The sequence below is a fragment of the Mycobacterium sp. genome (assembly GCF_035640695.1).
In the GTDB taxonomy this organism is placed as follows: domain Bacteria; phylum Actinomycetota; class Actinomycetes; order Mycobacteriales; family Mycobacteriaceae; genus Mycobacterium.
Genome location: NZ_DASQVQ010000147.1, coordinates 51,211 through 76,161, shown reverse-complemented (window position 1 = coordinate 76,161; position 24,951 = coordinate 51,211). Strand labels below are relative to the sequence as shown.

General features: G+C 69.0%; 22 protein-coding genes. 11 read left to right on the top strand and 11 right to left on the bottom strand.

Annotated features, from left to right (window positions below):
• Position 1 precedes the first annotated feature (1 nt).
• Entirely contained in the window at positions 2-2,881 is a 2,880-nt protein-coding gene (gene leuS, locus VE759_RS17660) for a leucine--tRNA ligase (protein WP_324934793.1), read from the bottom strand.
• A gap of 183 nt (positions 2,882-3,064) precedes the next feature.
• Here leuS and VE759_RS17655 point away from each other — a divergent pair, with 183 nt between their 5' ends.
• Complete coding sequence (locus VE759_RS17655; protein WP_324934790.1) at positions 3,065-3,916, top strand: LpqN/LpqT family lipoprotein; 852 nt, start codon at positions 3,065-3,067, stop codon at positions 3,914-3,916.
• Between the two features lie 38 nt (positions 3,917-3,954).
• The gene (locus VE759_RS17650; RefSeq protein ID WP_324934788.1) at positions 3,955-4,305 is read left to right on the top strand and encodes a hypothetical protein; all 351 of its coding nucleotides are present in this window, start codon (positions 3,955-3,957) and stop codon (positions 4,303-4,305) included.
• An 83-nt stretch (positions 4,306-4,388) separates the two neighbouring features.
• Here the strand turns inward: VE759_RS17650 and VE759_RS17645 are convergent, their stop codons facing one another.
• Positions 4,389-4,991: a YqgE/AlgH family protein gene (locus VE759_RS17645; RefSeq protein WP_324934786.1), complete on the bottom strand. Its 603-nt coding sequence runs from the start codon at positions 4,989-4,991 to the stop codon at positions 4,389-4,391.
• 170 nt (positions 4,992-5,161) lie between these two features.
• On the opposite strand from VE759_RS17645, the gene VE759_RS17640 reads away from it, so the two are divergent.
• Together VE759_RS17640 and VE759_RS17635 are read left to right on the top strand one after the other, a co-directional pair.
• Positions 5,162-6,409 carry an MFS transporter gene (locus tag VE759_RS17640; protein ID WP_324934784.1) on the top strand — a complete coding sequence of 416 codons (1,248 nt, stop codon included), beginning with the start codon at positions 5,162-5,164 and terminating at the stop codon, positions 6,407-6,409.
• Between the two features lie 10 nt (positions 6,410-6,419).
• Positions 6,420-7,196 (top strand): TIGR03084 family metal-binding protein, encoded by a 777-nt coding sequence (locus VE759_RS17635; RefSeq protein WP_324934782.1) that lies wholly within the window; start codon positions 6,420-6,422, stop codon positions 7,194-7,196.
• A 3-nt stretch (positions 7,197-7,199) separates the two neighbouring features.
• On the opposite strand, the gene VE759_RS17630 is transcribed toward VE759_RS17635, so the two are convergent.
• On the bottom strand, positions 7,200-8,636 hold the full coding sequence (locus tag VE759_RS17630) for a CCA tRNA nucleotidyltransferase (RefSeq protein WP_324934780.1): 1,437 nt from the start codon (positions 8,634-8,636) through the stop codon (positions 7,200-7,202).
• A gap of 85 nt (positions 8,637-8,721) precedes the next feature.
• Between VE759_RS17630 and VE759_RS17625 the strand changes: the two genes are divergently transcribed.
• The 7 genes from VE759_RS17625 (at position 8,722) to VE759_RS17595 (ending at position 18,726) form a co-directional block, all read left to right on the top strand.
• Positions 8,722-9,468 carry an NUDIX hydrolase gene (locus tag VE759_RS17625; protein WP_324934778.1) on the top strand — a complete coding sequence of 249 codons (747 nt, stop codon included), beginning with the start codon at positions 8,722-8,724 and terminating at the stop codon, positions 9,466-9,468.
• Positions 9,469-9,530: 62 nt separating this feature from the next.
• Positions 9,531-11,783: a hypothetical protein gene (locus VE759_RS17620; RefSeq protein WP_324934821.1), complete on the top strand. Its 2,253-nt coding sequence runs from the start codon at positions 9,531-9,533 to the stop codon at positions 11,781-11,783.
• Positions 11,780-15,478, top strand: a complete 3,699-nt coding sequence (locus VE759_RS17615) for a lipid II flippase MurJ (protein WP_324934776.1) — start codon at positions 11,780-11,782, stop codon at positions 15,476-15,478. Before VE759_RS17620 ends, VE759_RS17615 begins: the two co-directional genes overlap by 4 nt.
• The gene (locus VE759_RS17610) at positions 15,478-15,969 is read left to right on the top strand and encodes a hypothetical protein (RefSeq protein ID WP_324934773.1); all 492 of its coding nucleotides are present in this window, start codon (positions 15,478-15,480) and stop codon (positions 15,967-15,969) included. The genes VE759_RS17615 and VE759_RS17610 overlap by 1 nt, the downstream gene beginning before the upstream one ends.
• 85 nt (positions 15,970-16,054) lie before the next feature.
• Positions 16,055-17,059, top strand: coding sequence for a thioredoxin-disulfide reductase (gene trxB, locus VE759_RS17605; RefSeq protein WP_324934772.1), 1,005 nt, complete (start codon positions 16,055-16,057; stop codon positions 17,057-17,059).
• Positions 17,056-17,394, top strand: a complete 339-nt coding sequence (gene trxA / locus VE759_RS17600; protein WP_324934770.1) for a thioredoxin — start codon at positions 17,056-17,058, stop codon at positions 17,392-17,394. The genes trxB and trxA overlap by 4 nt, the downstream gene beginning before the upstream one ends.
• A gap of 138 nt (positions 17,395-17,532) precedes the next feature.
• A complete protein-coding gene (locus VE759_RS17595; protein WP_324934768.1) occupies positions 17,533-18,726 on the top strand; it encodes an N-acetylmuramoyl-L-alanine amidase in 1,194 nt (397 codons plus the stop codon).
• Here the strand turns inward: VE759_RS17595 and VE759_RS17590 are convergent.
• From VE759_RS17590 to rnpA, 8 genes are all read right to left on the bottom strand, one after another.
• Positions 18,723-19,436 carry an acetyltransferase gene (locus VE759_RS17590; RefSeq protein ID WP_324934766.1) on the bottom strand — a complete coding sequence of 238 codons (714 nt, stop codon included), beginning with the start codon at positions 19,434-19,436 and terminating at the stop codon, positions 18,723-18,725. The genes VE759_RS17595 and VE759_RS17590 overlap by 4 nt on opposite strands.
• Before the next feature lie 226 nt (positions 19,437-19,662).
• The gene (locus VE759_RS17585; RefSeq protein WP_324934764.1) at positions 19,663-20,631 is read right to left on the bottom strand and encodes a ParB/RepB/Spo0J family partition protein; all 969 of its coding nucleotides are present in this window, start codon (positions 20,629-20,631) and stop codon (positions 19,663-19,665) included.
• Positions 20,632-20,674: 43 nt separating this feature from the next.
• Positions 20,675-21,661, bottom strand: coding sequence for a ParA family protein (locus VE759_RS17580; protein ID WP_324934762.1), 987 nt, complete (start codon positions 21,659-21,661; stop codon positions 20,675-20,677).
• Positions 21,658-22,362 (bottom strand): 16S rRNA (guanine(527)-N(7))-methyltransferase RsmG, encoded by a 705-nt coding sequence (gene rsmG, locus VE759_RS17575; RefSeq protein ID WP_324934760.1) that lies wholly within the window; start codon positions 22,360-22,362, stop codon positions 21,658-21,660. The genes VE759_RS17580 and rsmG overlap by 4 nt, the downstream gene beginning before the upstream one ends.
• A 57-nt stretch (positions 22,363-22,419) precedes the next feature.
• Positions 22,420-22,965 (bottom strand): protein jag, encoded by a 546-nt coding sequence (locus VE759_RS17570; RefSeq protein ID WP_324934758.1) that lies wholly within the window; start codon positions 22,963-22,965, stop codon positions 22,420-22,422.
• Between the two features lie 44 nt (positions 22,966-23,009).
• Complete coding sequence (gene yidC / locus VE759_RS17565; RefSeq protein WP_324934756.1) at positions 23,010-24,260, bottom strand: membrane protein insertase YidC; 1,251 nt, start codon at positions 24,258-24,260, stop codon at positions 23,010-23,012.
• Positions 24,211-24,573 carry a membrane protein insertion efficiency factor YidD gene (gene yidD / locus VE759_RS17560; protein ID WP_414687946.1) on the bottom strand — a complete coding sequence of 121 codons (363 nt, stop codon included), beginning with the start codon at positions 24,571-24,573 and terminating at the stop codon, positions 24,211-24,213. The genes yidC and yidD overlap by 50 nt, the downstream gene beginning before the upstream one ends.
• Before the next feature lie 2 nt (positions 24,574-24,575).
• Positions 24,576-24,938, bottom strand: coding sequence for a ribonuclease P protein component (gene rnpA, locus VE759_RS17555; RefSeq protein WP_324934752.1), 363 nt, complete (start codon positions 24,936-24,938; stop codon positions 24,576-24,578).
• Between the last annotated feature and the right edge of the window lie 13 nt (positions 24,939-24,951).

Below are 24,951 nucleotides of genomic sequence, written 5' to 3'. Positions count from 1 at the left end.
TTTACACGACGAGGTTCACCAGCCGGCCCGGCACCACGATCACCTTTTTCGGCGTCGCCCCGGTCAGGAACGCGGCGACCTTTTCGTCGGCCAGCGCCGCCGCCTCGAGCGCGCGGGTGTCGGCATCCGGCGACACCGTGATGTGGCCACGTACCTTTCCGTTGACCTGAACCGGGAGTTCGACGCTCTCCTCGACCAGGTACCGGGGGTCGGCCCGCGGGAACGGCCCGTGCGCCAGCGACGGGCCGTGGCCCAGCCGGCGCCACAGCTCCTCGGCGAGGTGCGGGGCGAGCGGCGCCAGCATCAACACCAAGGGCTCGACCGCCGACCGCGCTGACGTGCCCTGCTTGGTGAGGTGATTGGTGTACTCGATCAGCTTGGCGGCCGCGGTGTTGTTGCGCAGGTTCGCGAAGTCGTCCGTCACGCCCGCGATGGTGTGGTGCAGCAGGCGCAGCGTCTCGGTGTCGACGTCGGTCTCATCGACGCGCGGCCGGCCGGTGGATTCATCGACCACCACCCGCCAGACGCGTTGCAGGAAGCGGAACGCGCCGACGACGTCCTTGGTGGCCCACGGGCGCGACGCCTCCAGCGGCCCCATCGACATCTCGTAGACCCGCAGCGTGTCGGCGCCGTAGTTGTCGCAAATCTCGTCGGGCGACACCGAGTTCTTCAGGCTCTTGCCGATCTTGCCGAACTCCTGGAACACCTCGATCTCGCCGTCGGGTCCGGGGTAGAAGAACACGCCGTCGCGTTCTTGTACTTCGGCGGCAGGCACGTACGCCCCGCGTGAGTCGGTATAGGCGTACGCCTGAATGTAGCCCTGATTGACCAGCCGCCGGTACGGCTCGTGCGAGCTGACGTGGCCGAGGTCGTAGAGCACCTTGTGCCAGAACCGCGAATACAGCAGATGCAGCACCGCATGCTCAACACCGCCGACGTAGAGATCCACGCCGCCGGGGTCGTCGGGACCGTGCTCGGCCGGTCGCGGTCCCATCCAGTATTCCTCATTCTCTTTGGCGCAGAAACGTTCCGAATTGTGCGGGTCGGTGTAGCGCAGCTCATACCAGGAGCTGCCCGCCCACTGCGGCATCACGTTGGTGTCGCGGGTGTAGCGCTTCGGACCGTCGCCCAGATCGAGTTCGACATGCACCCAGTCGGTCGCCTTCGCCAGCGGTGGCGACGGCTCACTGTCGGCGTCGTCGGGATCGAAGAGCACCGGCGAGTAGTCGGCCATATCCGGCAGTTCGACCGGCAGACAGGACTCGGGCAGCGGGTGCGGGCGGCCGATCTCGTCGTAAACGATCGGAAACGGCTCTCCCCAATAGCGTTGCCGTGCGAAAAGCCAGTCGCGCAACTTGTATTCGACGCGGCTCTTGCCGCGGCCGCCGGCCTCCAGCCGCTCGGTGATCGCCTGCTTGGCATCCTCGGCCGACAGCCCGTCAAAGCCATCGGAGTTCACCAGCGGCCCGCCCCCAATGTAGGCGGCTTCCGAAATGTCTCCGCCGGCAATCACTTCGACGATCGGCAGACCGAATTCGTGTGCGAACTCCCAGTCGCGGTGGTCGTGGGCCGGCACGGCCATGATTGCGCCGGTGCCGTATCCGACCAGCACGTAATCGGCGATGAAGATCGGCACCTGATGCCCGTTGACCGGGTTGGTGGCGTAGCTGCCAAGAAACACACCGGTTTTGGTCTTGCTCTCCTGGCGTTCCAAGTCTGACTTCGCCGCAATCGACCGCCGGTACGCGGCGACGGCCTCGGCCGGATTCGCCGCATCGTGTCTCCAGCGGGGGTCGACGCCGTCGGGCCAGTCGGCGGCGGTCAGCACGTCGACGAGTCGGTGTTCGGGCGCCAGCACCAGGTAGGTGGCACCGAACAGGGTGTCGGGCCGAGTGGTGAACACCTCTATGTCGGCGGTCTTGCCGTCGTTGGTCGTCGCGGTGAACAGCGCGGACGCGCCGGTGGACCGGCCAATCCAGTTGCGCTGCATCGTCTTGACCTTCTCGGGCCAGTCCAGCACGTCGAGATCGTCGAGCAGCCTGTCGGCGTACGCGGTGATGCGCATCATCCACTGCCTCAGCCGCTTGCGGAACACCGGGAAGTTGCCCCGCTCACTGCGACCGTCGGTGGTGACCTCCTCGTTGGCCAGCACCGTGCCCAGTCCCGGGCACCAGTTCACTACCGCGTCGGCCCGGTACACCAGGCGATGACTGTCGATCACATCGGCGCGTTCGCCGGCCGACAACGCCGACCAGTCCCGGCCGTCGGCCAGAGTCCTTGCGGCTGAATCGAACTCCGCTACCAGGTCGGCTATCGGCCGTGCCTTGTCGGCGGCGGTGTCGTACCACGCGTTATAGATTTGCAGGAAGATCCACTGCGTCCATTTGTAGAACTCGGCGTCGGTCGTGGAGAAGCTGCGGCGGGCATCGTGACCGAATCCCAGCCGGCCGAGCTGGCGGCGGAAGTTCACGATGTTGGCCTGGGTCCGCGTGCGCGGGTGAGTGCCGGTCTGGATCGCGTACTGCTCGGCCGGCAGGCCGAACGCGTCGAAGCCCAGCGCATGCAGCACGTTGCGCCCGGTCATCCGGAAGAACCGCGCGTAGACGTCGGTGGCGATGTAGCCCAGCGGGTGACCGACGTGCAGCCCCTCGCCCGAGGGATACGGGAACATGTCCTGAACGAACATTTTGTCCTCGGGCACCGGTGAGCCGTCCGGGGGCGCAAGCGAGCCGACCGGGTTGGGCACCTGAAAGGTGCCCAGCCGGGCCCAGGTCTGCTGCCAGGCGTGCTCGATCTCGCCCGCCAGTTCCGCGGTGTAGCGGAACTGCGGGGTGTCGGTTTCACCAGCGGCACTGGGCGCGGCGGTCGGGGATTCTGCCACGCCAACAGGGTAATCGGGACCTTCGGCGGTCGCGCCGGCCACGGCTTGGTCTCGGTTCCGTTGCAGAGCCGTCCTGAGTCTGGTGGGTCAGAAGTGACAGTTGTTAAGTTCAGCGCCTGGCGAGGCGGTGCTTGTCCGTCGTCGTAGTTTGTCCGTCGTCGTAGTTGGAGGGGGACGGCCGTCATGATCGACAGAGTCCGCGCGTGGTTGGCGGTCGCCGGGGCAGCCGCGGCCGGCGTGGCCGGCGTGGCCGGGCTATCCGGCGCCCACGCCGGGGCCGAGCCGACCCTGCCTATTCCGCCGGCCCCCGCCACCGTCACGCAGGCGGTCACCGCCACACCTGCGGCGGGAGCCGGCGCGCCGGTCGCGGTGGCGCCGACGGCCAACCCCTGGCTGCCGCAGGCAGCCAACCCCGGGCTGCCACAGGCGGCCAACCCCGGGCTGCCACCGGCGGTGCCTGCGCTGACGCCGGCCACGTCCGGTACGTTGACCGATTTCTTCAACAGCAAGAGCGTCAAGCTGGACGCGCAGAGGCCGCAGGACTTCAAGGCGCTCACCATCACACTGCCGATGCCCGCGGGCTGGTCGCAGGTGCCCGACCCGAACGTCCCGGACGCCTTCCTCGTGATTGCCAACCGCGCGGGCGGCGATGGCCTCTACACGCCGAACGCGCAGGTGGTGGTGTACAAGCTGAGCGGCGACTTCGACCCGCTGGAGGCCATCACCCACGGCTTTGTCGATAGCCAGCAGCTGCCTTCGTGGAAGACCACCGGCGGTGCGCTCACCGACTTCGGCGGGTTCCCGTCGGCGCGTATCGAGGGCACGTACCGTTCGAACGAGGAGACGCTCAACACGTTCCGCCGTCACATCATCGCGGCGTCGGGCGCCGACAAGTACCTGGTGTCGCTGTCGGTGACCACGTCGGCGGCGCAGGCCGTTGCGTTCTCCGACGCGACCGACGCGATCGTCAACGGCTTCCGCGTCACCGCAGCCGCGCCGCCGGCGGCGGCCGCCCCGCGGCCGGGCAGTCCCTAGGTTGGCGCGATCGGCGTCGGTTTCGTAAAGTTCTCCGAATGCTGATCGCGGCGGTGCTGTGTCTATGCGCGGCGGCTGTGTCGGCGGGGTTCGGGGTTCGCGCGTTGGCGCGGCCGGCGCCCGCCACCGGCGTGCAGCAAGTTCTGCGGGCGGTGGCACCCACCCAACTGGCCGCGGCGGTGATGCTCAGCGCCGGCGGTGTGGTGGCGCTGGGCGCCAGGCCGGCGACCGGCCTGCCGGTATTGATCGTCTGCGTGGTGGGCGCGGTCGGCACCGTCGGGGCCGGCGCGTGGCAAGGTGCGCGGTATACCGCGGCGGCGGCTCAGCGTGAGATATCGGCCACGCCGTGCGCGGGTGGCTGCGCGACGTGCACCCGGTCGTGCCGCTGAGGCGGGTTGCCGCTCATGCCGTTTCATCAGATTGAGCCGATGGTGTGCGCGGTAATGGCCAACCGGCTGTGGCGCCAAGTCGCCTAGTTGCGGCTGATGTCGATCGGGTGGGTGGCCAGCAGGGACAACGGCAGCGGCTGACGGCGCAACACCCGGCCCCACAAATCCACCCGAGGCGTGACAAGAACGTCAGACGGCAACGCGCTCAACACAATCCAGTCGTCGCGTTCGATCTCACCCTCGAGCTGGCCGATCGTCCAGCCGGAGTAGCCGGCAAAGATGCGCACCCCCTCGACCAGCGGGGCGATCGATTCCGGGTCGGCGTCCAGATCGACCATCACCATCCGGCCCTGCACGTGGCGCAAACCCGGCACTCCGTTCGGGTCCGTCCCGACCCGCAGCGTTGCCAGGCAAAGCGCCGCATCGCGCTTGACCGGCCCGCCGATGAACATGGTCTTGGGTTTGGTGGCGAGTTTGGCCCACTGCGGCAACACGTTGTAGACCGCGGTTTCGCTGGGCCGGTTCAGCACTACGCCGAGGGTGCCGCCGTCATTGTGCTCGACGACGTAGATGACGCTGCGACGAAACGTCGGCTCCAGCAGGTCGGTGTTGGCGAGCAGCAACGTGCCCGCACGCACCCGATGTGCCACGGGTGCGTAGTCCTCCGGATCCTCCGAGTGCGCCATCTCACCATCATGTCACCGGCGCAGCACCGTTGTGGCCATCAAGCACGGCCCCGCCGGGATATTTGTACTGTGGGTCAAGTTGCCGAGGTGTTCGAACCTGTTCGCAACGGAAAGTGATTTTGGTGGTTGACGCGCGCGCATCCATTGCCGTTTGGCGGTCGGTGCGCGGCATGCCCCAGTTCGGGCGACTGTTGGGCGTGCGGCTGGCCGCCCAGTTCGGAGACGGTTTGTTCCAAGCCGGTCTGGCCGGTGCGATTCTGTTCAATCCCGACCGGGCTGCCGACCCGTGGGCGGTCGCCGTGTCGTTTGCGGTGTTGTTCCTGCCGTATTCGTTGGTGGGGCCGTTTGCCGGCGCGCTGCTGGACCGCTGGGACCGCCGGTTCGTGCTCGTCGGCGCCAACTTCGCGCGGTTGCTGCTGATCGCCGGCGTGGCCCTGCTGCTGGCGGTCGGCACCGGCGACATCCCGATTCTGTGCGGCGCGCTGATCGTCAACGGCGTCACCCGTTTCGTCACCTCGGGCCTGTCGGCGGCGCTGCCGCACGTGGTGCCGCGCGAGCAGGTGGTGACGATGAATTCGGTGGCCACCGCGGTGGGGGCGGCCGCGGCGTTCTTGGGTGCGAACTTCATGTTGATAGCGCGCTGGCTTTTCGGCGCGGGCGACACCGGCGCTGCCACAGTGATTTTCATCGTCACCGTGCCGGTGCTGCTGGCGCTGCTGTTGGCGCTGCGGTTTCCGCCACACAGCTTGGGCCCCGATGACACCGCCCGGGCAATCCACGGCTCCGCGGTCTACGCGGTGGCCACCGGCTGGGTGCACGGGCTGCGCACGGTTGTGAGCACGCCGAGTGTAGCTGCGACGTTAACCGGTTTGGCCGCACACCGGGTGGTGTTCGGCATCAATACGCTGCTCATGCTGGTGCTCGTGCGGCACAGCGAGAGCCGCGAGGTCGCGGTCGTCGGGCTCGGCACCGCCGTGGTGTTCGTCGCCGCGACCGGAACCGGATCGTTCTTGGCGACCCTGCTCACGCCGGCGACGGTGCGCCGGCTGGGCCGGTTCGCGACCGCCAATTACGCGTTGGCGTTCGCCGCGGCGATCCAGCTGATCGGTGCGAGTCTGGTGCTGCCGGTCATGTTGGTGTGCGGCTTCCTGCTGGGCGCCGCCGGTCAGGTGATCAAATTGTGCGCCGACACCGCGATGCAGATGGACGTCGACGACGCACTGCGCGGGCATGTGTTCGCCGTCCAGGACTCGCTGTTCTGGGTGTCGTTCATTGCGGCGATCGCGGTGTCCGCGACGGTGATCGCCGACAACGGTCACTCACCCGGCCTGGCGGTCGCCGGCGCGGCGGTGTATCTGGCCGGGTTGATCGTGCACACCGTCGTCGGCCGGCGCGGACCGCCCGGCGCGAGAGGCTAGGGTTCGGTTCATGGCCGATGTGTCCCCGATCGTCGACGACCTGCGTGCGGAGAGCGATGAGCTCGATGCACTGGTCGCGGAGCTGCCGGCGGAGCGCTGGTCGGCTCCGACACCGGCGGTGGGTTGGACCATCGCCCATCAGATCGGCCACCTGTTGTGGACCGATCGGGCCGCGCTGGTGGCGATCATCGACGAGCCGGCGTTCGCCGACCTGCTGACCGCGGCCGCGGCGGATCCCGCCGGCTTCGTCGACAAGCCTGCCGATGCCGAGGCCGCGCGACCGCCCGCGGAGCTGCTGGCCGACTGGCGGCGCACCCGGGCGCGGTTGCACGACGCGTTGTTGGGTGTCGACGCCGGTCGCAAGCTGGCGTGGTTCGGGCCACCGATGAGCGCCGCGTCGATGGCCACCGCCCGGCTGATGGAGACCTGGGCGCACGGCCTCGACGTCGGCGACACGCTCGGCGTGCCGAAGCCGGCGACCAATCGGCTGCGCTCGATCGCCCATCTCGGTGTGCGGACGCGCGATTATGCGTTCGCCGTCAATGACTTGCCGGCTCCGCACGCGCCGTTTCGCGTCGAGCTGCGGGCGCCGGACGGGTCGACGTGGGCGTGGGGGCCCGAAGATGCGGCGCAGCGGGTGACCGGCTCGGCGGAGGACTTCTGTTATCTGGTCACACAGCGCCGGCCGCGCGGGGCGTTGCACATCGGGGCCGTCGGCGAGGACGCGCAGCGGTGGCTGACGATCGCGCAGGCGTTCGCGGGCCCGCCCGGGCCCGGGCGCCACTGAGCGCTACTGCCGGGCGTTCCACCACGCCAACAGCTCGGCCCTGGCTTCCTCTTTACTGAGCGGCCCGCGCTCCAGCCGCAACTCCTTGAGATACCGCCACGCCTCGCCGACCTGCGGGCCGGCCGAGACGCCAAGGGTCGCCATGATCTCGTTGCCGTCGAGGTCGGGCCGCACCCGCGCGAGGTCTTCCTTCGCGGCCAGCTCGGCGATCCGCCGCTCCAGGTCGTCATAGTTGGCCTGCAGCCGCGCCGCCCGCCGCTTGTTGCGGGTTGTGCAATCCGCGCGAACCAGTTTGTGCAGCCGCGGCAGCAGCGGTCCCGCGTCGGTGACATAGCGGCGCACCGCCGAGTCGGTCCAGGTGCCGTCGCCGTAGCCGTGGAAGCGCAGATGCAGGTACACCAGCTGGGCCACCTCCTCGATCATCTGCTTGGAGTACTTCAACGCCCGCATTCGCTTGCGCACCAACTTCGCGCCGACCACCTCATGGTGGTGAAAGCTCACCCCGCCGTCGGCTTCGAGCTTGCGGGTCGCCGGCTTGCCGATGTCATGCAGCAGCGCCGCCCAGCGCAGCACCAGATCCGGGCCCTCATCTTCGAGGGCGATCGCCTGGCGCAGCACCGTCAGCGAATGCCGGTAGACGTCCTTGTGCTGGTGGTGCTCGTCGATGGCCAGCCGCATCGCGCCGACCTCGGGCAGCACGACATCACCCATCCCGGTGTCGACCATCAGCTCGATGCCGGCCACCGGGTCGGCGCCCAGCATCAGCTTGTCGAGTTCGGCTGCCACCCGTTCGGCGCTGATGCGCTCCAGCTGCCGGGCCATCTCCCCGACCGCCGCGCGTACCCGCGGCGCCACCGAAAAGCCCAGCTGCGAGACGAACCGCGCGGCGCGCAGCATCCGCAGCGGATCGTCGCCGAACGACACCTCCGGGGCCGACGGCGTCTCCAGCACCCTTTGCTGCAGCGCCGCCAAACCGCCCAGCGGGTCAAACAATTCGCCGGCGCCATCGGGCGTGACACGCACCGCCATCGCGTTGACGGTGAAATCGCGGCGCATCAGATCGCCGTCCAGGCGGTCACCGAACCGGACCTGGGGGTGGCGCGACACCTGGTCATAGGCATCGGCGCGAAACGTCGTGATCTCGACGCGGTCGTCGCCCTTGGCGGCACCGACGGTTCCGAACTCGATCCCGGTGTCCCACAGCGCATCGGCCCACGGCCGCAGGATGCGCTGCACCTCGTGCGGCCGCGCGTCGGTGGTGAAATCCAGATCGGTGCCGAGCCGCCCGAGCACGGCGTCGCGCACGGTGCCCCCGACCAGATACAGCTCATGGCCCGCGTCGGCGAACGACCTGCCCAGCCCGCGAAGCACAGCGCCGTGTTGATTCAGCTCCCGCTGGGCCGCGGCCAGCTGTTGGGCGTCGAAGGCGGTGTCAGGCACGTTCGACTAGCCTAATGCGCTGACGGGCACGGCCCACCGGCGCGTGGGGCCGGAGCGAAAACGGGTGGCAGCTACTATCGCTTGGGTGTCGGACGGCGAACAGGCCAAACCACGACGGCGCCGAGGCCGGCGCCGTCGTCGGCGCGCTGCGGGTCCGGCAGAAAACACGGCCCAGCGGCCGGAGGCCGAGCCGGCCGAAACGGCGCCAGCGAAGAACCATCAGCCGCGGCCCGGCCACAGATCCCCGGCGCGATTGCGGACCGTGCACGAGACGTCGGCGGGTGGGCTCGTCGTCGACGGTCTCGACGGGCCGCCGGAGAGGCAGGTTGCCGCGCTGATCGGCCGGGTCGACCGCCGCGGCCGCATGTTGTGGTCGCTGCCCAAGGGCCACATCGAGCAGGGTGAAACCGCCGAGCAAACCGCGATTCGCGAAGTCGCCGAGGAGACCGGAATCCGCGGTGACGTGCTGGCCTCGCTGGGCAGCATCGACTACTGGTTTGTCACCGAGGGCCGACGGGTGCACAAGACCGTGCACCACTATCTCTTGCGTTTCCTCGGCGGCGAGCTCTCCGACGACGACCTGGAGGTCAGCGAGGTGGCCTGGGTGCCGCTGGGGGAGCTGCCGTCGCGGCTGGCCTACGCCGACGAGCGGCGGCTTGCCGAGGTCGCGGGCGAACTGATCGACGCCCTGCACACCCACGGGCCCGCGGCCCTGCCGCCGCTGCCGCATAGTTCGCCTCGGCGGCGGGCCCAGACACACTCACACACCCGCAACCGCCGGCGCGACGATCCCCCATCGGCCCGGACGAACGGTCGCGGACCGGGCCAGTGACCAGCCGACGGGGCATCGGCCTGCGGCTGCTCGCCGCGGCCGCTCTGATAGCGGCCTCGGCGATGCCGGGCATGGCCCCGCGCGCGGGCGCCGGCGAACCCAGTGCGGCGCCGTTTCTTCAAATCCGCATCGAGAAGGTGACACCCGAGGTAATCACAACCGCCAGCGAACCGAACGTCACGATCAGCGGGACCGTCACCAACACCGGTGACCGTGCGGTGCGCGACATCGTCGTGCGCCTCGAGCACGCGGGCGCGGTGACCTCGTCGGCCGGCTTGCGCACCAGCCTCGATGGCACCACCGACCAGTACCGGCCGGTCGGCGAGTTCGTTCCGGTCGCCAGCGAGCTGCGGCAGGGCCAGACCGGCACCTTTACTCTTTCCGCTCCGTTGCGGTCCGACGCCGGTTCGTCGCTGGGAGTCGACAACCCGGGCGTGTACCCGGTGCTGGTCAACGTCAACGGCACCCCCGACTACGGCGCGCCGGCCCGCCTCGACGATGCCCGCTTCCTGCTCCCGGTGCTGGGCGTGCCCGCCGATCCCAACAAACGGGCCGCCGACGCGCTCAGCGGCGTCATTCCGCCCAACACCGCTAAACCCGTGCAAGTCACGATGCTGTGGCCGGTTGCCGACCGGCCGCGGCTGGCTGCCGGTGCACCCGGCGGCGCCACGCCGGTGCGGTTGATCGACGACGAGCTGGCCACTTCGCTGGCGCCCGGAGGCCGACTCGACACGCTGCTGTCTTCGGTGGAGTTCGCGACCGGCCCGACGGTCGACCCGGGCGGCCCGGTCGCGACGTCGCTATGCCTGGCGGTCGATCCCGACCTGTTGGTGACGGTCAACGCAATGGCCGGCGGCTACGTCGTCGCCGACGACCCGGCCGACCGCAACTCGGCCGCCCACCCCGGCACCGGGCAGGCGGCCGCGGCGGCGTGGCTCGACCGGCTGCGTGGGCTGGCGCGGCGGCTGTGCGTGACGACGACGACGTACGCGCAGGTCGACCTCGATGCGTTGCAGCGGGTCGGCGACCAGGGGCTCGGCGCGATCGCCACCAACGGCGCCGGCGACATCGTCGACGAGATTCTTGGCATCACCTCCACCCGGGGCGCGACGATCGTCGGTGACGGCCTGTTGACCCGGGCCGCAGCCGACCTGCTGACCGCGCAGGGCACCACGGTGGCGATCGCGGCCGCAGAATGCTCGGCGCAGGACGCGGTGACCGGCAAGCCCGCTACGGCCAATGTCACGCCGAGCCGGTTGTCGTCGCAGCTGGTGCGCGCGCCGTTCGATCCGACCGTCGGTGCGGCGTTGGCCGCCGCCGGTGCCGAGCCGGTCGCGCCGTCGTATCTCGACCGTTCGCTGACCGTGCCGCTCAAACACGATTCGCCCACCGCGCGCCGACAGGATGCGCTCGGATCGATGCTGTGGCTGGGGCTCAACTCCGACACGGAGCCGCGCACCCAGGTCCTGATGCCGCCGCTGGTGTGGAACCTGCAGCCGCCCGACGCGCAGGCCATCCTGACCGCGCTGGCCACCAGCATCCACGCCGGCCTGGCGGCGCCGCGCTCGCTGACCAACGTCATCGCCGACGCCGAGGCCACCGCAGTGCCCGCCGCGCCGGTGGACGGCGCCGCGCCCACCGACCAGCGAGGGCGCATCGACGACGCGGTCACTGCCGGCATCGCCGGGCAGGTCGGACGCCTGTGGGGGCTGACTGCGGCGTTGACGACCGACGTCCGCACCGGGCTGACCGGAGTTAAATACACCGCGCCGTTGCGTGAGGACATGCTGCGCGCGCTGAGCCAATCGGTTCCGCCGGACAGCCGAAACGGGTTGGCCGCCCAGCGGCTTGATGCGGTCGGCTCGACGATCGACGACATGTTCGGGGCGGTGACGATCGTGAACCCCGGCGGTTCCTACACGCTGGCCACCGAGCACAGCCCGCTGCCGCTCGCGCTGCGCAACAACCTGCCGGTCCCGGTGCGGGTGCGGCTACAGGTCGATGTCCCGCCGGGGATGACCGTCACCGACATCGGCGAACAGGAACTGCCGCCGGGTTACCTGCCGTTGCGGGTGCCGATCGAGGTGCACTTCACCCAGCGTGTCGCGGTTGACGTCGCGCTGCGCACACCCGAGGGCCTGCCGCTCGGTGAGCCGGTGCGGCTGTCGGTTCACTCGAATGCCTACGGCAAGGTGCTGTTCGCGATCACCATGGCCGGCAGCGTGGTGCTCGCGGTGTTGGTGGGCCGACGGCTCTGGCACCGGTTCCGCGGCCAGCCGGATCCCGCCGACCTCGACCGGCCGGAACTGGAATGAGCACCCGCGGCTGGCGGCCCGCCGGCCCACCGCCGCCGCCGCCGCGGCGACCCTACCCCGGCCGACCGATCGATCCCCGATACGTGCGGTACGCCCCGCGGCATGCCCAGCGACCGCCGCCACGTCGGTCCGGGGCGCCGCCGCGGCGAGCCGAGCTGAGCGACGCCGCGGTGGTGTCCCGCTCGTGGGGCATGGCGTTCGCGACGCTGATCAGCCGCGTCACCGGGTTCACCCGCATCGTGGCGCTGGCCGCGATCCTGGGTGCGGCGCTGTCGAGCGCGTTTTCGGTGGCCAACCAGCTGCCCAACCTGGTGGCGGCGTTGGTGCTGGAGGCCACATTCACCGCGATCTTCGTGCCCGTGCTGGCCCGCGCCGAACGCGACGACGCCGACGGCGGCGCGGCCTTCGTGCGCCGACTGGTCACGTTGGCCACGGCCCTGCTGGTTGTCGCGACGCTGCTGTCGGTGGCGGCGGCCCCCCTGCTGGTGCGGCTGATGCTGGGCAGCGATCCGCAGGTGAACCGGCCGCTGACCACCGCGTTCGCGTACCTGCTGCTGCCGCAGGTGATCTTCTACGGGTTGTCGTCGGTGTTCATGGCGATCCTGAACACCCACAACGTATTCGGCGCGGCGGCGTGGGCGCCGGTCGTCAACAATGTGGTGGCGATCGCCACGCTGGGCCTGTATTTGGCTGTGCCGGGCGAACTTTCGGTCAACCCGGTGCAGATGGGCAACGCCAAGCTGCTGGTGCTCGGCATCGGCACGACGCTGGGGGTGGCCGCCCAGACGATGGTGCTGCTGATCGCGATCGGCCGCGAACGCATCAGCCTCAAACCGATGTGGGGCGTCGACGACCGGCTCAAGCAGTTCGGCGCGATGGCCGCGGCCATGGTCCTCTACGTGTTGATCAGCCAACTTGGATTGGTGGTGGGCAACCAAATCGCCTCGGCCGCTGCGGCTTCCGGGCCGGCGATCTACAACTATGCGTGGCTGGTGCTGATGTTGCCGTTCGGCGTGATCGGCGTGACGGTGCTGACGGTGGTGATGCCGAGGCTGTCGCGCAACGCCGCGGCCGACGACATTCCGGCGGTACTCGACGACCTGTCGCTGGCCACCCGGCTCACCATGATCACGCTGATCCCCGTCGTCGCTTTCATGACAGTCGGCGGCCCGGCGATCGGGTCGGCGCTTTTCGCGTACGGCAACTTCGGTTCGGTCGACGCCGGTTACCTGGGCGCGGCGATCGCGTTGTCGGCGTTCACCCTGATCCCGTACGCGCTGGTGCTGCTGCAGCTGCGGGTGTTCTACGCCCGGCAACAGCCCTGGACACCAATCGCGATCATTGTCGTCATCACGACCGCGAAGATCGCTGTGTCGCTGCTTGCCCCACGCCTGACCGACGACCGCGAGCTGGTCGCCGGTTATCTCGGCCTGGCCAACGGAATCGGCTTCCTGGCCGGCGCCGCCGCCGGTTACGTGCTGCTTCGCCGCGCACTGAACCCGCCGGCCGGGCGACTGATCAGCATCCCCGTGCTGCGCACCGTGCTCGTCACGGTGACCGCGTCGCTGTCGGCGGGACTCATCGCATACGTGGTGGACCGGATCGCCGGGTTGGCGGCGCTAACCCGCGCCGGCGGCGGAGCGGGTTCGCTGTTGCGACTGCTGGTGTTGGCGGCGATCATGATGCCGATCATCGCCACGGTGCTGCTGGCGGCGAAGGTGCCCGATGCGCAAGCGGCGTTGGCCGCCGTCGGCCGTCGGCTGGGCGGGCGCCGGCAGGTAGCCGCGGCCGGTACGGCCGTTTCGGCCATGGCACGCAGGGATACCCTGCTCACGTACGCTGAGCAGAGGCATTCGGTGGCGCCGAGGCGGCGGATGGCCCCGGAATCCGTCCGGCGCGCGCCCCCTGCCCCAGTTGCCGGAGCCGAGGTGCGGAAAGGAATGGCGGTGACGAACGAGCCCACCGGCAACACCGCGCCTGAGGCCGCCCCCGATGCGACCACCCGGCTGCCGCGGCCACCGGCAGACGACTTCCAGCCCGACGTCGCGGCCGAGCCGGAGACCGCAGACGAAACGGTCGTCATGGCCACCGAAGAGACCGTGGTGATGCCGCCCCGGCGACTGCCCGGCGATTTCGCCGGTGATCCGACACGCGAGCCAACGGCGTTCACCGCGCCGCGGGAGACCGCCGACTCGTCACGGGCCGAATCCGAGATTCACCTCGTTCCCGGCGCCACCATCGTGGACGGCCGCTATCGGCTGTTGCTGTTCCATGGTGGACCGGAGCACCTGCAGTTCTGGCAGGCGCTGGACACCGCGCTGGATCGCCAGGTGGCGCTCACCTTCGTAGACCCGGACGGGATGCTGCCACCGGACGAGTTGCAAGAGATCCTCGGTCGCACACTGAAGCTCAGCAGGATCGACATGCCGGGGATGGCGCGGGTGCTCGACGTGGTCCGCATCGGTGCCGGCGGTCTCGTGGTTGCGGAGTGGATCCGCGGAGGCTCACTACAGGAAGTGGCCGACACGAGCCCGTCGCCTATCGGTGGCGCCAGGGCGATGCAGTCGCTGACCGCCGCCGCCGACGCGGCCCACCGCTCCGGTGTGGCGCTGTCGATAGACCACCCCAGCCGGGTGCGAGTCAGCATCGAGGGCGATGTGGCGCTTGCCTTCCCGGCGACGACGCCCGCCGCAACTCCCGATGGCGACGTTCGCGGTATCGGCGCGACGCTCTATGCGCTGCTGGTGAACCGCTGGCCGCTGCCGGAGACCGGGGTGCCAAGCGGGCTGGAACCGGCCGAACGCGGTCCCAACGGTCAACCCGTCGAGCCCACCGTGATCGACCCGGACATCCCGTTCCAGATCTCGGCCGCGGCCGTGCGCTCGATCCAGGACGGCGGCGGAATCAGCAGCGCCTCAACTCTTTTGAACCTGCTTCAGCAGGCGACCGCGGTCGCCGACCGCACCGTGGTGATCAACCCGGTGGACGAGTCCACCCCACCTTCTCCCCCGACATCCCGTATGCGCGGATGGATGGGTCCACTCCCGCAGGACCCGGCGGCGCGCGCTCGACGGCGCAAGGGTCTGATCGTCGGCCTGAGCGTCGCGGGCGCGATCATCGTGGTGGCGTTGCTGGTGCTCGCATCGGTGCTGAGCCGGATCTTTGGCGGCGTCAACGGGCCGCTGGACCGAAGCCAGCTCGGCCTGAACGCGCCGCCCAGCTCACAACAGCCGTCGGCGCCCGGCAACCTTGTGAGACCGGTTAAGGCCACGGTGTTTTCGCCGGGCGGCGAGCCGGACGCGCCCGGCCAGGCCGGACTGGCAATCGACGGCAACCCGGCCACCGCATGGGCGACCGACACCTACAGCGACGCGGCGCCGTTCCCGAACTTCAAGAGCGGCGTCGGGTTGCTGCTCCAGCTGCCGCAGCCGACCACGGTGGCGTCGGTCGGCATCGACCTGTCGAGCACCGGCACCCAGGTTCAGATTCGGTCGTCATCGAGCGCGACACCGTCATCGCTGTCCGACACCACCGCGCTGACCCCGCCGACACCGCTGCAGCGCGGCCACAACACAATTCAGGTGCCGAAGGCGGGGCCGACGTCGAACGTGCTGGTGTGGATCTCCACGCTGGGCACCACCGACGGAAGGAGCCGCAGCGACATCTACGAGATCACGCTGCAGGCAGCGTCCTGATGGGCGCGGCGGACGATCACCGCGTCACCGGCCTGGCCGGTCGCGACCACCGCGCCAGGCAACCGCTGGCCCGGGTCGGCGCGCTGGCGGGCCTGGCGGCCGCGATCGCGGCGATTGGAATTGGCGCCGTGATGCTGCTGATGACCCCGGGCTCTACACCCAGGCCGGCGCCGACCATCCAGCAGATCACGGTGGCGCGCCTGCCAGCCATCCCGCTGTCCGGCCCGGAGATCGCCGCACTGGTTCGCCGGCCACCCGATTACGGTGCGCTGGCCGATCCGCAGCGGCGTGCATCGTGCCTGAGTGGGCTCGGCTATCCGATTTCGGCGCCGATCTTGGGCGCCAAGGCCGTCCACGTCGGAGGCCAGCCCGCGGTTCTGCTGGTGCTGGCCGCCGACACCCCCAACGATCTGGTCGCGCTGGCCGTGCGGGCCGACTGTAATTCGGCGGAAACCGGTCTGATCGCCCAGACTCAGGTGGCACCGCCGTAGCGCTTGACCGGGAACAGCCGGGCATACGCTGTTGTTTAAGGAGTGCTTGGCCGGGTTTATCCTCCGACCAGGCAGGAAGGTAGCCATGACCGCCACGAAGACCGTCCATGAGGTGATCGTCATCGGGTCGGGTCCGGCCGGGTATACCGCAGCCCTGTATGCCGCACGCGCCCAGCTAGCCCCGCTTGTATTCGAGGGCACGCAGTTCGGTGGCGCGCTGATGACGACCACCGACGTTGAGAACTACCCAGGCTTCCGCGACGCCATCACCGGCCCCGAGTTGATGGACGAAATGCGCGAGCAGGCGTTGCGTTTCGGCGCCGACCTGCGCATGGAAGACGTCGAAGAGGTGTCGTTGGAGGGGCCGGTCAAGACCGTGACCGCCGGCGGCGAAACGTATGCGGCCCGGGCCGTGATTTTGGCGATGGGCGCTGCCGCCCGTTATCTCGGTGTGCCCGGCGAGGACCGGTTGCTCGGCCGCGGCGTCAGCTCCTGTGCGACCTGCGACGGGTTCTTCTTCAAGGACAAGGACATCGCCGTGATCGGCGGCGGTGACTCGGCGATGGAGGAGGCCACGTTCCTGACCCGGTTCGCCCGCAGCGTCACGATCGTGCACCGCCGCGACGAGTTCCGTGCCTCGAAGATCATGCTCGAGCGGGCCCGCAGCAACGACAAGATCCGGTTCCTGACCAACACGGTGGTGACCGCGGTCGAGGGCGAAGACAGCGTGACCGGGCTGCAGATTCGCAACGCCCTGACCGGCGAAGCGAGCACTCTGCCCGTCACCGGCGTGTTCGTCGCGATCGGCCACGACCCGCGGTCGAACCTGGTGCGTGACGCACTCGACCTCGACCCCGACGGTTACGTCTTGGTGCACGGCCGCACCACACACACCTCGGTCGAGGGTGTGTTCGCCGCCGGCGACCTGGTCGACCGGAGCTACCGACAAGCCGTCACCGCCGCAGGCAGTGGCTGTTCGGCGGCGATCGACGCCGAGCGGTGGCTGGCCGAAAGGGCCGCCGCCGATGGGGGGAACCTGCCGCTTGCGGGCGGCACCGACGACACCGACCTGATAGGAGCACGCTCGTGACCGACACTGCCGAAACCGCCCCGGTGGCCGTCACCGACGACTCGTTCGCCGATGACGTGCTGGCTGCCAGCCTGCCCGTGCTGGTGGACTTCTGGGCGACCTGGTGCGGGCCATGCCGGATGGTCGCGCCGGTGCTCGAGGAGATCGCCAACGACAAGGCCGGCGAGCTGACCGTGGCCAAGCTCGACGTGGACGCCAACCCGGTGACCGCGCGCGACTTTCAAGTGATCTCGATCCCGACGCTGATCCTGTTCAGGGACGGCAAACCGGTGAAGCGGATCGTCGGCGCGAAGGGCAAGGCCGCACTGCTGCGCGAACTCGACGGCGTGCTCTAGCCACCGTCGCCGGGCCCCCGATGGCGGGTAGTCGCCTGGGGTTTTCCGGAATTCGACCGGCTTCTGCGAGAATAGTGGCTAGCTTATCTTGCAATCGCTGGACCCACAGTGGGACGACCGCGACCGAAAGGCCTTGGCATGTCGAGTCTGCGCCGTGGAGACCGCGGCCGTGCGGTCACCGAGGTACGGGTGGCGCTGGCCTCGCTGGGGCTGCTCGACGACCCCGACGCCAACCTGATTACGGGAAGGCACGCCGTTCCCGAACTGTTCGACGACGAACTTGACCACGCGGTGCGGGCGTTTCAGCAGCACCGCGGCCTGCTGGTGGACGGCATCGTGGGCGAGGCGACCTATCGGGCGCTGAAGGAAGCCTCCTACCGGCTGGGCGCCCGCACGCTGCACCACCAGTTCGGCGCCCCGATGTACGGCGACGACGTCGCGACGCTGCAGCGGCGGTTGCAGGACCTCGGTTTCTACACCGGCCTGGTGGACGGACACTTCGGGTTGCACACTCACAACGCGCTGATGTCTTACCAACGCGAATACGGCCTGACTCCGGACGGCATCTGTGGGCCAGAAACCTTGCGTTCCTTGTATTTTCTTGGTTCCCGCGTGACCGGTGGCTCGCCACACGCCATCCGGGAGGAGGAGATGGTACGGCGATCCGGGCCGCGGCTGTCGGGCAAGCGCATCATCATCGACCCGGGCCGCGGTGGCGCGGATCACGGGGTGATACTCCAAGGTCCGGCGGGCCCGATCGGCGAAGCAGACATTCTGTGGGACTTGGCAAGCCGACTCGAGGGCCGGATGACCGCGATCGGCATGGAGACGTTCTTGTCGCGGCCGGCCAACCGCAGCCCGTCCGACATCGAACGAGCCGCGACGGCCAACACCGTCGGCGCCGACTTGATGATCAGCCTGCGCTGCGCCAACCATGTGAGCCCATCGGCCAACGGCGTTGCGTCGTTCCACTTCGGCAATTCGCACGGCTCGGTTTCGACGATCGGCCGCAACCTCGCCGACTTCATTCAGCGAGAAGTGGTGGCCCGCACTGGATTACAGGATTGCCGCACGCACGGCCGAACGTGGGACCTGCTGCGGCTGACCCGGATGCCGACCGTGCAAGTGGACATCGGGTACATCACCAACGCACGCGATCGGGGCATGCTGGTGACGACGCACGCCCGCGACGCGATCGCCGAAGGAATCCTCGCCGCCGTCAAGCGGCTCTATCTGCTTGGCAAGAACGACCGGCCCACAGGCACTTTCACCTTCGCCGAGCTGCTCGCCCACGAGTTGTCGGTGGAACAGGCCGGGCGGCTCAGCCCTTAACCGTCGACGGTACAGTTGCCGGCGCCGACCGGCTCCAGGCGGGCACTCTCCAGCAGTCGCTCCAGGGCGGCCTCCACCTCTGCCTTCCAGCCGAGTCCCTGGTTGAGTTCCAGCCGCAGCCGCGGGAAGTATCGATGTGCGGCCACCACGACGAACCCGACGTCCTGCAGGAAATCGGCGTCGATCATGCACTGGTCGAACGAGCAGTCCCCGACCGCTTGCACCTGCGGCGGCGCGGTCGCCGGGTCCACCAGCTCGGCGGCCTGCCGGGTGCGCCCGAACGCCTCCAGTGCGCGCACGCCGCGACGGACGAGGTCGGACACGACCTGGGCGACCAGTTGGCGTGGCAGCGAGTCGGTGGCGTGGCCGGGTTCGACGCCCATCGTCGTCAGCAACACGGCGTCGGGGCTCACGGGTGCGGTCGGGAAGGTGCTCGCCCGGGGCACCGCGCCGGGCGGCGCGTAGAGCGCGTAGCCGATGCACGGCGCCTCGTCGGCGCTGCCGGGGCGCTCCGGCACCGCAATCTGGCCGCACGAACCCCACTCGAGCATGACCATGGACAGCCACGCTTCCTTCTCGAATTCGGGATCGGCGAGGCGGTCATCGCGGCCCATGGTCGCCGGGTCGAGTTCCCAGAACACGCAGCGGCGCGCGTGCTTGGGCAGCTGCTCGAAACACTCGAGCCGCAGCGGGTTGATCCGAGCGGACACTACTTACCTTGCCTCCAAGCCGTGCTGTGCGCGCAGCAGCCCTTCCAGGATAGGAGAGTCCGACCCGAATGGGCCAGTGTCGCTCGGCCGACACCGCCCGGCCCGCGCGGAGCCTCAATCACATTGCGGCGCAGCTCGTTTGCCTCTTACAGCCGGGCCGAGCGGCGCCCGCACGGCCGGATGTGTCACTGTGACGCAACTACGACGTGTGTTAGTACATCGTTATTCAGCCGTTATGGCCATCCATCAGCGTGACAATTCGCTGGAGATCGTCGACGGAGCCGAATTCCACCACGATCTTGCCCTTGCGCTTGCCGACGCTGACGGTGACCCGGGTATCGAAGGTGGTCGACAACCGGTCGGCGACATCCTGCAGTCCCGGCATCTGGATGGGTTTGCGGCGCGGGGCGGGCTTGGCGGCGGGGTCGTCCCGGTTGGCTAACGTGACGGCTTCCTCGGTGGCCCGCACCGACAAGCCCTCTGCGACGATTCGGGCCGCCAGCTCCTCCTGAGCGTCCGGACCGCCCTCGAGGGCCAGCAGCGCTCGCGCGTGACCGGCGGACAGTACGCCCGCGGCCACCCGGCGCTGCACCGGGATCGGCAGCCGGAGCAGTCGGATCATGTTCGTGATCAACGGCCGGGAACGCCCGATCCGCGCCGCCAGTTCATCGTGGGTGACGCCGAACTCGTCGAGCAGCTGCTGGTATGCCGCCGCCTCTTCGAGAGGGTTCAGCTGGACCCGATGGATGTTCTCCAGCAGGGCGTCGCGCAGCATGTTGTCGTCGGCGGTCTCGCGGACGATCGCCGGAATCGTCGCGAGGCCGGCCTGCTGGGCCGCCCGCCATCGACGTTCACCCATGACCAGTTGATAGCGACCGGCGCCATCGAGCGGCCGGACCACGATCGGTTGCATCAGCCCGAACTCGCGGATCGAGTGCACCAGCTCGGCGAGAGACTCCTCGTCGAACACCTGCCGGGGCTGCCGCGGGTTCCGGTCGATCGCGGCCGGGTCGATCTCGCGGTAGACGGCGCCGGTCCCCGCGTCCGCGATCGGTGGCCCACCGAGCACGACGTCGGCCGCGGCGTCACCCATCCGCGGCCCGAGGTGGACCGGTTCGCCGTCGGTCGGGCCCGTCGGGATCAGTGCTCCCAGACCGCGGCCGAGGCCGCCCCTCTTGCGTACTGGTTGGCTCATGCTTCTCTTCTCTTCTTCGTGCAACTCTTCCTGCAACCGGTCATCAGTCGGGCCCCTCGGTCGGCGCGATGCCGTCGCGCTGGGCGAGCTCGCGGCTGGCGTCGAGATAGCTCATCGCGCCCCGGGAACCGGGGTCGTAGTCGATGATCGTCATGCTGAATCCGGGGGCCTCCGAAACCTTCACGCTGCGCGGGATCACCGTGCGCAGCACCTTGTCGCCGAAGTAGCGGCGCACCTCCTCGGCGACCTGATCCGCTAGCTTGGTGCGACCGTCGTACATCGTCAGTACCACGGTGGAGACGGCGAGGCCCGGGTTCAGGTGTGCCTTGACCATCTCGATGTTGTTCATTAGTTGCGACACGCCTTCCAATGCGTAGTACTCGCACTGGATCGGTATCAGCACCTCAGGTGCGGCGACGAGCGCGTTGATCGTCAGCAGGCCCAGCGACGGCGGGCAGTCGATGAAGACGTAATCGAAGTCGAAGTTGTGCAGCTCCGCCAGTGCCGTGCGCAGCCGGTTCTCCCGCGCCACCGTGCTGACCAACTCGATCTCGGCGCCAGCCAGGTCGATGGTGGCTGGCACGCAGAACAGCTGCGGACTGTGCGGGCTCTGCCGCAGCGCCTCGCGTAGCGGCATCTCGCCCAGCAGCATCTCGTATGTCGACGGCGTGCCGGGCTGGCGGTGCTCGATACCCAACGCGGTGCTGGCGTTGCCCTGTGGGTCCAGGTCGATGACCAATGTTTTGAGGCCCTGGATGGCAAGCGCCGCCGCCAGGTTCACCGCGGTTGTGGTTTTGCCGACGCCGCCCTTCTGATTGGCGATGGTAAGAACCCGCTGGCGCCGTGGCCGTGGCAGCCGCGGATAGGTCGTGTGCAGTACGTGCATCGCCCGCTCGGCGGCCGCGCCGATTGGGGTGTCTGATGTTTCGCGGTCCCACGTTTCACGTGAAACATTTGGCGTTCCGCCGAGTGTTTCACGTGAAACATCGGCGGCGTGCGCGGCGTCGGCCGTCGTATCGGTCGGGTTCATGCTCCCCTCCTCTTCACCGCCCGGCGCGGTGCCGCCGCCCGTGGCTGTGAGGTTCTTTTCCGCGCGACGACCACGGCGGCCGGCGGATCCAAATAGTTCACGCCACATCTCACCACCCTGACATCGATCGCGCCCAACGATGCCATTACACGCCGTTGTTGTTCGACTTCTTCGCCGGCGCGTTCACCCTTGATCGCGAGCATCCGGCCGCCGGGCCGCAGCAACGGCAGGCACCACTTCGTCAACCGGTCCAATGACGCAACGGCGCGCGACACTACCACGTCGGCGTCGCCGACCCGCTCGCGCACGGCTCGCTCCTCGGCCCGGCCGTGCACCACCACGACCTCGAGGCGCAGCCGGTCGACAACTTCGTTCAGGAAGGCGACGCGACGTTGCATCGGCTCGACGAGCGTCACCCGGAGGTCGGGCCGCGCGAGCGCGAGCGGCACACCCGGCAGCCCGGCCCCGCTGCCGACGTCCACCACCGTCTCCGCCGGAGCGATCAACTCGGCGACGGCCGCGCTGTTGAGCAGGTGCCGGCCCCAGAGCCGGCCAACCTCGTGCGGTCCGATCAGCCCGCGCCGCACGGCGTCGTCGGCGAGCAGATCGGCATACGCCATCGCTGTCTCCAGCCGGTTGCCGAAGACTCCGGCGGCGGCGGCGGGGACGGCCGCCGCTTCGCCATGTTTCACGTGAAACATCCTTCCGAGGCGGCGGCTTACCCGCCGGCAGCCCGTTAACTACATCGGTGTAACTCGCTAGCCGTCCAGCTGCACGACGACCCGGCGGGACGGCTCGACGCCCTCGCTCTCGCTCCGCACGCCCTGGATCGCCGCCACGGCGTCGTGCACGATCTTCCGCTCGAAGGGGGTCATCGGGACCAGCTCCTCGCGCTCACCGCTTTCCAGCACGCGGCGCGCCACCTTGGCACCAAGCGCCGCCAGCTCGTCGCGGCGACGCCGGCGCCAGTTGGCGATGTCCAACATCAGCCGACTCCGCTCCCCCGTCTTCTGGTGCACCGCCAACCGCGTCAGCTCCTGCAGCGCGTCCAGTACTTCGCCCTTGCGGCCCACCAACTTCGTCAGGTCGTCCCCGCCGTCGATGCTGACGACGGCGCGGTTGCCCTCGACGTCCAGGTCGATGTCGCCGTCAAAGTCCAACAGGTCGAGCAGTTCCTCGAGATAGTCTCCGGCGATCTCGCCCTCGGCGACCAACCGCTCCTCGAGGTCCTCGGGGGCCAGCCCGTCCTCCTCGGGCGCAGTCTCCGCGTCCTCGCTTCGTTCGGTGATGTCCGCGTCGGTCATCGTTGCCCTCCTCCCTCGTCCGCCCGGTCTGCTCCCCCGGGCGTTTAACGCTTGCGTTTCTTCGGCCGCGCACCGGGGCGCGGGGTGCGGTTGCCGGAAGCACGGTTGCCGGAAGCGCGGTTGCCGGAAGTGCGGTTGCCGGAGTCCACGCCGTTCGGCTGCGGCTCGGCCGAACCGGTCGACTTCTGGGCTGAGCCAAGCGGCTTCTGCGGTGAGCCCGTCGGCTTCTCCGGTGATTCCTGGGGCGGGGCCATCGACTCCTCGGCGCCGTCCTGCTGGGCCGGCGAACCGTTAGGCGAACCCGCCTGAGTCCCCGACTGAGAACCCGACTGAGCGCCCTTGCGCGGGCGCTTGGGTTTGGCGCCCGGCGGCGGTGCGTTGGCCGCGCGGCGTTCCAACGCCTCCTGCTTTTTGGCCTCGTCCTCCTTGGCGATCATGCCGAACACGTAGTGCTGCTGCCCGAACGTCCAGATGTTGTTCGCGAACCAGTACAGGATGATGGCCAACGGCAGGAACGGCCCACCGACAACGACTCCGAGCGGAAACACGTACAGCGCAAGCTTGTTCATCAGTGCGGTCTGCGGGTTGGCGGCCGCCTCCGGACTCTGCCGCGCCACCGATGCGCGGCTGTTGAAGTACGTCGCGATGCCGGCCAGGATCATCACCGGCACGCCGACCGCGATCACCGCCGCGCGATTGAATTCCGTGAACGCGTCCAGACCGGTTCGCTGAACCATGGTGGCGCCCAACGGCGCACCGAACAGGTTGGCGTCCAGGAAGTGGCCGACATCGGTCGGGCTGAACACGTAGTTGCCGATGGACCGGTTGACCTCCGGCGGCAGCTTGGGCTGGCCGAAGCCGCCCTGGGTCCGGTTGAACGACCGCAGCACGTGATACAGGCCCAGGAACACCGGAATCTGCGCCAGCATCGGCAGGCACCCCAGAATCGGGTTGAAGCCGTGTTCGCGCTGGAGCTTCTGCATCTCCATCGCCATGCGCTGGCGGTCCTTGCCGTACTTCTTCTGCAGCGCCTTGATTTGCGGCTGCAGCTCCTGCATCTGCCGGGTGGTGCGGATCTGGCGGACGAACGGCTTGTACAGGATCGCGCGCAGGGTGAACACCAGGAACATCACCGACAGCGCCCACGCGAAAAAGTTGGACGGGCCGAGCAGGAACGCGAACGCCTTGTACCAGACCCACATGATTGCCGACACCGGGTAGTAGATGATGTCCAGGCTGAACCAGTTAAACACGCGACTCGCTCTCCCCTCGCAAAGGCGGGGTACCCCCGACATCATCTAATGCCGGATCTAATGCCGGGTCTAATGACGACCCGGTCACCGACGCCGTCGTGCGCCCGCGCCGCTCGGGTATCGGGTCCCACCCTCCCCGATGCCACGGGCCACACTTGGCCAGCCGCACCGCGGCCAGCCACCCGCCCCGAATGAGGCCGTACTCGGTCAGCGCCTCCACCGCGTACTGACTGCACGTCGGCGTGAACCGACACGTCGGCAGCCGCATCGGTGAAACATATGTTCGATACAGTTCGATGGCGAAGATCGCGCATCGCACCGGCATGTGCCGCACCTGCCGGGCCGCCATCGCCATTGTCATCGCGCGGCCCCGGTCAGCAGATGCGCCCGGGTCAGCCCGGCCCGCAGTTGTTGCTCCAGCCGCGCCGATACCGCGTGCCGGCTGCTCGGCAGAGCCCGCACCACCACACGGTCGGCCGGGTCCAGCTCGTCAATCACCCCGCGAGCCACATGCCGCAACCGGCGCGCGACCCGATGGCGTTGCACCGATGACCCCACCGACTTTCCGATGACCAACCCGATCCGCGGACCCGGGTCGGCACACCCGTCGGCCAGCCGTACGGCATGAACCACGATGTCGGGTTGCACGGCGCGCGCGCCGTGCTTCACCGTCGCACTGAACTCCGTCGACCGCTTCATTCGGTATCGCGCGGGGAGCACCGCCGTTGCAGCC

Coding starts and splice junctions, on each gene's coding strand:
- VE759_RS17655 (WP_324934790.1), top strand. CDS start 3,065: ATGATCGACAGAGTCCGCGCGTGGTTGGCGGTCGCCGGGGCAGCCGCG.
- VE759_RS17650 (WP_324934788.1), top strand. CDS start 3,955: ATGCTGATCGCGGCGGTGCTGTGTCTATGCGCGGCGGCTGTGTCGGCG.
- VE759_RS17645 (WP_324934786.1), bottom strand. CDS start 4,991: ATGGCGCACTCGGAGGATCCGGAGGACTACGCACCCGTGGCACATCGG.
- VE759_RS17640 (WP_324934784.1), top strand. CDS start 5,162: ATGCCCCAGTTCGGGCGACTGTTGGGCGTGCGGCTGGCCGCCCAGTTC.
- VE759_RS17635 (WP_324934782.1), top strand. CDS start 6,420: ATGGCCGATGTGTCCCCGATCGTCGACGACCTGCGTGCGGAGAGCGAT.
- VE759_RS17620 (WP_324934821.1), top strand. CDS start 9,531: ATGCCGGGCATGGCCCCGCGCGCGGGCGCCGGCGAACCCAGTGCGGCG.
- VE759_RS17615 (WP_324934776.1), top strand. CDS start 11,780: ATGAGCACCCGCGGCTGGCGGCCCGCCGGCCCACCGCCGCCGCCGCCG.
- VE759_RS17610 (WP_324934773.1), top strand. CDS start 15,478: ATGGGCGCGGCGGACGATCACCGCGTCACCGGCCTGGCCGGTCGCGAC.
- trxB (WP_324934772.1), top strand. CDS start 16,055: ATGACCGCCACGAAGACCGTCCATGAGGTGATCGTCATCGGGTCGGGT.
- VE759_RS17595 (WP_324934768.1), top strand. CDS start 17,533: ATGTCGAGTCTGCGCCGTGGAGACCGCGGCCGTGCGGTCACCGAGGTA.
- VE759_RS17585 (WP_324934764.1), bottom strand. CDS start 20,631: ATGAGCCAACCAGTACGCAAGAGGGGCGGCCTCGGCCGCGGTCTGGGA.
- VE759_RS17580 (WP_324934762.1), bottom strand. CDS start 21,661: ATGAACCCGACCGATACGACGGCCGACGCCGCGCACGCCGCCGATGTT.
- rsmG (WP_324934760.1), bottom strand. CDS start 22,362: ATGTTTCACGTGAAACATGGCGAAGCGGCGGCCGTCCCCGCCGCCGCC.
- VE759_RS17570 (WP_324934758.1), bottom strand. CDS start 22,965: ATGACCGACGCGGACATCACCGAACGAAGCGAGGACGCGGAGACTGCG.
- yidC (WP_324934756.1), bottom strand. CDS start 24,260: ATGTCGGGGGTACCCCGCCTTTGCGAGGGGAGAGCGAGTCGCGTGTTT.
- yidD (WP_414687946.1), bottom strand. CDS start 24,573: ATGGCGATGGCGGCCCGGCAGGTGCGGCACATGCCGGTGCGATGCGCG.